The organism is uncultured Caballeronia sp. (assembly GCF_964243625.1).
In the GTDB taxonomy this organism is placed as follows: domain Bacteria; phylum Pseudomonadota; class Gammaproteobacteria; order Burkholderiales; family Burkholderiaceae; genus Caballeronia.
The window spans coordinates 1-6,627 of sequence record NZ_CAXTGZ010000340.1; the positions used below are offsets into that span (position 1 = coordinate 1).

Sequence of the window (6,627 nt, forward strand, 5' to 3'; positions counted from 1 at the left end):
AGGCTCGGCGAGTCGGCGCGCACATGAACCACGACCAGCACTGCGGGGCGAAACCCCGCCGGCAATGCGGGCAGTAACTGATTCAACGCCTCCACGCCGCCGGCAGACGCACCTATGACAATGGCGTCGATCCCGGCCAGCGGGCTGAACGATTCTTCCAGCGCTTTCATCGTTTAAACCTTTTGATACAGGCGCTCGCGCGCATCGAAGTCGGCAAAGCTGTCCGCGTGTTTCGAAAAGCGGATGCTTTCCTTGCTGCCCAAGCCTAAAAACCCCCGCCGCACGAGCGAATCGCTGAAGAGACCCAGCGCGCGATCCTGCAACGCGCGATCGAAATAGATCAGCACGTTGCGGCATGACACCAGATGCGCTTCCAGGAACACGCTGTCGGTGGCAAGGCTGTGATCGGCGAAAACCACACGCGACTTGAGCGTCTGCGAGAACTTCGCCGCACCGTAAGCCGCATGGTAATAGTCCGAAAGCGAACGCTTGCCGCCGGCCGCCAGGTAATTCTGGCTGAAACTCGCCAGCCGATCCAGCGGATAGATGCCACTTTCGGCCTGCCGGAGCGCGCCGGCGTTGATATCGGTAGCGTACAAAACCGTACGGTCCGCGATGTTTTCTTCTGCGAACAGGATCGCGAGCGACCAGAGTTCCTCGCCGGTGCTGCAACCCGCAACCCAGACCTTGATCGATGGATACGTCTGCAGGATCGGCACGACCTGTTCGCGAATGGCGCGGAAATACGTCGGGTCGCGAAACATTTCGCTGACTTGTACAGTGAGGTACTGGAACAGGCGCGAGAACAGGGTGGCATCGCGAAGAATGCGTTCCTGCAATTGCGAGAGCGTCGGATAGCCCAGATCGATCAACGCCTGCCCCAGCCGCCGCCGCAACGAACTCACGGAGTAATGCCGGAAGTCATGCTGGTACTTTAAATAGACGGCTTCGAGCAGCAGCTTCAACTCGATGTCGAAGATGGCTTCGTCCGGATCTTTCGAAGTTCGATTTGGCATGGCGGCCCTCTACCGTTGCCGCAGCCAGACGCGACATAGCGAGACCAGCTTGTCAACGTCGATGGGCTTCGAAATGTAATCGTCCGCGCCGGCTTCCAGGCACTTCTGGCGGTCGCTCGCCATCGCCTTCGCCGTCAGCGCGATGATCGGCAGGCGCGCGTGTTCCGGGTCCTTGCGGATCTCGGTCATGGCGGTGAAGCCGTCCATCTCCGGCATCATGATGTCCATCAGCACCAGATCGATATCCGGATGACGCGCCAGCGCGTCCAGCGCCTCGCGGCCATTGCGCGCAATTTCAAGCTTGGCGCCGAGCGGCTCGATCACGTGCGACAACGCGAAGATATTGCGGACATCGTCTTCGGCGAGAAGGATCGTGCGGCCCTCGAACACGTCGTCGCGCTGGCGCGCTGCGCGCAGCATGCGCTGCTGCTCGGGCGGCAACGCGCTTTCCACGCTGTGCAGGAACAGCGTGACTTCATCGACCAGGCGTTCCGGCGACTTCGCGCCCTTGATGATGATCGACTTGGAATAGCGGCGCAGACGCTGCTCTTCGTCGGGCGACAACACGCGCCCCGTGTACACGATCACCGGCGGCGATGCATGTTCCTGCGACGTCGATACCCGTTCCAGCAAGTCGTAGCCGGAGCCATCGGGCAGCGCCAGATCCATCACGATGCAATCAAACGTGCCGCGATTGATCTCGTCCATGGCTTCGGCAATCGTTCCCGCTTCGACGATCTCCACGGTCGTGCTCTGCAGCAGTGCGTGGATGCTCTGGCGCAGCGCGGGATCGTCCTCGACCACGAGCACGCGCCGCGTGCCCTGTGCGGACCGCGCTTCGAGCTTGCGGATCGCGCCCGCGAGCGTGTCGCGGGCGCTCGGTTTCAGCGTGTAGCCGATTGCGCCGAGATGCAGCGCGATATCGGCATGATCCGTCGATGAAACCACGTGTATGGGGATATGGCGTGTCAGCGGGTCGTGCTTGAGCCATTCGAGCACGGTCAGGCCCGATTGATCTGGCAGGCCGACATCGAGCAGAATGCCGTTCGGCTGCAACTCGCGGGCGAGTTCCACGCCATGCGTTGCAGTCGTCGCGTGGACGAAGTCGAATTCGAGTTCATGCGCGAGGTCGTGCAGGATTTGCGCGAAACGCAAATCGTCTTCGATCGCGAGGATCACGCGGTCGGGGCGCTTGCGGTTGGCGCGGTCATCGGCGATGGGTTGCGGAACATGATGGCTCGCAACCGACGCGCGCCACGACGAAGGCTCGGAGATATTCGATGCCGCCTGCACCGTCAGATGCGCCGGCGCGTGGCTTTGCACGGGCGCTTCCTGATGCTGCGGTTCGGCGAAAGCCTCGGCAGTTTCCACCGGTTCGCCCATGTGCCCGATCACATCCAGCTTTGCAGTAACCGTGCCCTCACGCACGCTCAACGGCAGCGTAACCGAAAAGACGCTGCCCTTGCCCGGCTCGCTCGAAACGCTCACCGAGCCGCCCAGCAAACGCGAGAATTCCCTCGATATCGACAAGCCCAGCCCGCTGCCGCCGTATTTGCGGCTGGTCGTGCCATCGGCTTGCTGGAACGCCTGGAAGATCAGGTCCTGCTTGTCGCGTGCAATGCCAATGCCGGTATCGCGGACATCGAAGCGCAAGGCGTCATCGTCGTCCTCGGCCTTATGCACCGACACCGTCACCTGCCCGCGCTCCGTGAACTTGAAGGCGTTCGAAAGCAGATTGCGCAGCACCTGCTGCAGGCGCTGATTGTCCGTGACGAAATATTCCGGCACGCCTTCGGCGCGCTCCGTCACGAGCTTCAGCCCCTTCGAATCCGCGATCGGCGCGAACGACTGGCGCAGCGATTGCAGCATTCCGTCAATGGCAACCGGCGCAAACTGCACGTCCATCTGCCCCGCTTCCACCTTCGACAAATCCAGGATGTCGTTGATCAGTGACAGCAGATCGCTGTTCGATGAATGAATGGTCGCGGCGTAGCGCACTTGTTCGTCGCTGAGATTGCCGTGCTTGTTGTCCTGCAGCAGCTTCGCGAGGATCAGCGAGCTGTTGAGCGGCGTGCGCAACTCGTGCGACATGTTGGCGAGGAACTCGGACTTGTACTGGCTCGCGCGCTCGAGCGCCAGCGCGTTCGCCTCCAGTTCCTTTTGCGCACGCACGAGTTCCGTTTTCTGCCGCTCGAGACTGTGCGTGTGCTCTTCCAGGCGCACGTTGGTCTGTTCGAGATCCGCCTGCTGCGTTTCGAGCCGCGCCTGCGTTTCCATCAGCGCGCGGCCGCGCTCTTCGAGTTCTTCGTTCGATACCCGCAGCTCTTCCTGCTGGACCTGCAGTTCCTCGCTCTGGCGCTGCGTTTCCTCGAGCAGCTCGACCATGCGCGTCCGGTACTCCGCCGAGCGCAACGCCATGCCCATCGCTTCGGACGCGTTGTCGAGCAGTTCACGCGTGTCGCTGAAGGCGTTTTCGTCGCCAATGAAACCCAGTTCCAGCACACCGGTCACGTCGCCGTCGGCCATCATGGGTGCAACGACGCTGTGGCTCGCCGCCGCCGATCCAAGCGCCGAACCGACCTTCAGGAATTCCGCCGATGCTCCCGTGACAACGAGGGCCTTTTTCTCATCGAGCACTTGCCCGACGAGTCCCTGTCCTCGTGTAATCCGTTGCGGCACGGCGCTGTCGGCAGGCAGCGCCCACGCCGCGATGCGCTCCAGCACGTCGCCTTTGCGCGCGTACAGCACGCCGACGCGCGCCCCAACGTACGGCACCAGCGAACGAAGGATGCCTTCGCCAATCGCAGCAGGGGTGAGTTCACCGCGAATTTGCAGTCCGACCTCGACTTCGCCCTGCTTGAGCCAGGCGCTGCGTTGCAGGTTCAGCCGCGATTTGATATAGAGATGCCCCACGCCGGCCAGCACGAACATCACGATCACGCCGATCACCCGGTTGATCTGCAGCACGAACGTGGTGACAACGGCGTCGCCGGTTGTGAGGTAAAAACCCAGCACCGTCAGCACGGACGCTGCGCCGGCAGTCATGAACGGCACGTTCGGCCGGTCGACCCACATGCACAGCGCGACCGGCAGCATGTAGAACACCCAGATGGCGATTCTCAGCGGCGTGAGCCAGTCGATGGCGAACACGATCATCAGCATCAAGACGATCGCAAAGTAAAGCCACACGGAGCGGTTTCTGCTGTCTATATGCATTGGCGAGTGAATATTGTTGAGATTTTGTCAGGCGCCGAACAGGCAGCACCGGACCATAGCACGACCCGCCAGCCCTTGTCACATATGGGCCTACGGCCGATTACGACGCTTCGGAAGAAGGGCAACTGTTACCTTTCAATACCAATCAGAGGAAAAAATGACTGACGCTGTACATGGTCGCAGTGGGCGCGTGCTGGTTACCGGTGCGTCCGGATTCGTAGGCTCGGCGGTTGCGCGACTGGCGCGGGAACGCGGCCTCGATGTCCGCGTTGTCATACGCAAGACCAGTTCCCGGCAGAACCTGGAAGGTCTCGATGCCGAAGTCGTGTATGGCGACATGCGTGATGAAGCGTCCATGCGCGCCGCCATGAAAGGCGTGCGGTATCTGATGCACGTGGCGGCGGACTACCGGATCTGGGCGCGCGACCCGAGCGAGATCGAGCGCGCGAACCTCGACGGCACCGAAGCCACCATGCGTGCGGCGCTCGCCGAAGGCATCGAACGGATTGTCTACACGAGCAGCGTCGCGACGCTGAAGGTGAACCCGTCGGGTGATATCGCCGATGAAACCAAACCCGCGCAAGCCCATCAGACCATCGGTGCGTACAAGCGCAGCAAGGTGCTGGCGGAGCGCGCCGTCGAGCGCATGGTCGCGAACGACGGCTTGCCGGCCGTGATCGTGAATCCGTCCACCCCGATCGGCCCGCGCGACGTGAAGCCGACGCCGACCGGGCGGATCATCGTGGAGGCGGCGACCGGCAAGATCCCCGCTTTCGTCGATACCGGCCTGAACCTCGTGCATGTGGACGACGTCGCAAACGGTCACTTCCTCGCGCTCGAACGCGGCGTGATCGGCGAGCGCTACATCCTGGGCGGCGAGAATTTGTCGCTGCAACAAATGCTCGCCGATATCGCCGGGCTGGCCGGCCGCAAGCCACCGACCATCAAGTTGCCGCGTGGCCCGCTGTATCCGCTCGCGGCCGGCGCTGAACTCTTCGCCAAGTTCAGCGGCAAGGAGCCGTTCGTCACGATCGATGGATTGCGGATGTCGAAAAACAAGATGTACTTCACGTCGGCAAAAGCGGAACGCGAGCTTGGCTACCGCGCGCGACCCTATGGCGAAGGCCTGAGTCATGCGCTCGACTGGTTTCGTGAAAACGGTTATCTGAACCGCTGACCTGCAGGCGCGCTCTGTGTTTAACGCGCGCCAACACGCATTTTGTTACAACACGTGGCACGACGCAGAGTACGCAGCAGTTAAAATCGCAGGCTCGATGCAAGGCAAGAAAAGGCATACACCGCATGAACTTAACCGACCAGCTCGGCGCGCTGGAATCAAGCCTCGATGAGCTGATTCTGGCCGCTGCTTCCACCCCCGCTGCTGATTCTCCTGTAGCTAGTTCACCCGCAGCCGACGTCGCCGCGACCACCGCGCCCGATCCGGCGCCCACGGCCGATGAAAAACCCACGCTGAATGTCTCGCGTCCCGAGAAAAACGTGATCGAGATGACCATCGGCGGAAAGACCGTGGCGTTGAGTCCCGAAGGCGTGTCGCAATTGATCGAGGAATTGTCGAACGCGCGTGCTTCGATGACCGTCGACCAGCCGAACGGCTTGCCCCCCGGCTGGCGGTATGTCGCGACGAAAAATCCCGTGATGGCGACACAGCGCTATCCGAATGGTGACCGCTTGCTGGTGTTGCGCCACACGGGCCACGGCTGGGTGCCGTTCTCGTTTTCGCCGGATATGGTGATCGAGCTGTACGCAATGCTGACGCAACGGTGATGGAAGCAGGCCGTGGTTTTCGGCAACCGTGCCCGCGCAAAGCAATGCATCACGGCGCCTGAACCCGCGCCTTCCACTGGCCGCCTTTTCCGCTCCAGAACCGCACTGCCGATCCCACCGTTGCGCTGACATAGAACAGCGCGACGAGCGGCAGCAGCGGCGCCCAGAAAATCGAGCGGCGGTAATACCGCAGCATTGGCGCGTAGGCGCAGCACATTGCGATCCATGCAAGCCACGCCGGCCATCCCTTCGCGCCCATGGATAGCGCAATGACCGGCGGCGCGAGATAGATCACACACATGCCGATCAGCGTGCCCGCCAGCAACAGCGAGGAATAGCGAAGTTGCGTGAAGGCCGTGCGCGCAATCATGTTCCAGACTTCGCGCCAGTCGTCATAGGGCCGCAGCGACTCGCTGTCGGCAGCGAGATCCAGACGGATTGGACGCGCCGCATTCACGCCATTGCGAAACTTGATGCGCGAAGCCAGGCTGCAGTCATCGATAAGCTCACCGCGTATCGATTCGATACCCCCCGCCTCCACCAGCGCCGCACGCCGGACCATCATGCAGCCGCCCGCCGCGCCCGCCGTGCGGCTTTGCACGTCGTTGAC

Annotated in this window: 6 protein-coding genes; 2 read left to right on the forward strand and 4 right to left on the reverse strand. The window is 62.1% G+C overall.

The features are described 5' to 3' along the window. The 3 genes from ACFFAR_RS20940 to ACFFAR_RS20950 form a co-directional block, all read right to left on the reverse strand. The coding region (locus tag ACFFAR_RS20940) for a chemotaxis protein CheB (protein ID WP_375508384.1) at positions 1–170 on the reverse strand (170 nt) is incomplete at its 3' end. Between the two features lie 3 nt (positions 171–173). Beyond that, positions 174–1,016, reverse strand: coding sequence for a protein-glutamate O-methyltransferase CheR (locus ACFFAR_RS20945; protein WP_062003455.1), 843 nt, complete (start codon positions 1,014–1,016; stop codon positions 174–176). A gap of 9 nt (positions 1,017–1,025) precedes the next feature. Beyond that, a complete protein-coding gene (locus ACFFAR_RS20950) occupies positions 1,026–4,172 on the reverse strand; it encodes a response regulator (protein ID WP_375508385.1) in 3,147 nt (1,048 codons plus the stop codon). Positions 4,173–4,389: 217 nt separating this feature from the next. Here ACFFAR_RS20950 and hpnA point away from each other — a divergent pair, with 217 nt between their 5' ends. Both hpnA and ACFFAR_RS20960 read left to right on the forward strand, forming a co-directional pair. Further along, entirely contained in the window at positions 4,390–5,409 is a 1,020-nt protein-coding gene (hpnA, locus tag ACFFAR_RS20955; RefSeq protein ID WP_062171716.1) for a hopanoid-associated sugar epimerase, read from the forward strand. Positions 5,410–5,534: 125 nt separating this feature from the next. Continuing rightward, positions 5,535–6,017, forward strand: coding sequence for a hypothetical protein (locus ACFFAR_RS20960; RefSeq protein ID WP_062171718.1), 483 nt, complete (start codon positions 5,535–5,537; stop codon positions 6,015–6,017). 49 nt (positions 6,018–6,066) lie between these two features. Here the strand turns inward: ACFFAR_RS20960 and ACFFAR_RS20965 are convergent. Further along, on the reverse strand, positions 6,067–6,627 hold a 561-nt coding region (locus tag ACFFAR_RS20965), incomplete at its 5' end, for a glycosyltransferase (protein WP_375508383.1).

Excerpts from the sequence above, each read along its gene's own strand:
- ACFFAR_RS20945 (WP_062003455.1), bottom strand. The coding sequence starts at position 1,016 with ATGCCAAATCGAACTTCGAAAGATCCGGACGAAGCCATCTTCGACATC.
- ACFFAR_RS20950 (WP_375508385.1), bottom strand. The coding sequence starts at position 4,172 with ATGATCGTGTTCGCCATCGACTGGCTCACGCCGCTGAGAATCGCCATC.
- hpnA (WP_062171716.1), top strand. The coding sequence starts at position 4,390 with ATGACTGACGCTGTACATGGTCGCAGTGGGCGCGTGCTGGTTACCGGT.
- ACFFAR_RS20960 (WP_062171718.1), top strand. The coding sequence starts at position 5,535 with ATGAACTTAACCGACCAGCTCGGCGCGCTGGAATCAAGCCTCGATGAG.